Source organism: Bacillus cereus group sp. BfR-BA-01382 (assembly GCF_022663475.1).
GTDB lineage: Bacteria > Bacillota > Bacilli > Bacillales > Bacillaceae_G > Bacillus_A > Bacillus_A thuringiensis_S.
On record NZ_JAKUFQ010000414.1, the window covers coordinates 1 to 235 of the forward strand.

Genomic DNA, 235 nt, shown 5'->3' on the forward strand with positions numbered 1-235 from the left:
AGTAGAAGAACAGAAGAAAGCCGAAGAACAAAAGAAAGTAGAAGAACAAAAGAAAGTAGAAGAACAGAAGAAAGTAGAAGAACAGAAGAAAGTAGAAGAACAAAAGAAAGCCGAAGAACAGAAGAAAGTAGAAGAACAGAAGAAAGTAGAAGAGCAAAAGAAAGCAGAAGAACAGAAAAAAGCGGAGTAACTGCTGTAGTGAAACGGCTGGAAAACAAGAATGTGGTGCAAGAGA

At 37.0% G+C, this 235-nt stretch carries 1 protein-coding gene; it reads left to right on the forward strand.

What is annotated here, in order from left to right:
• On the forward strand, positions 1–190 hold a 190-nt coding region (locus tag MR160_RS35430), incomplete at its 5' end, for a hypothetical protein (RefSeq protein ID WP_242299271.1).
• Between the last annotated feature and the right edge of the window lie 45 nt (positions 191–235).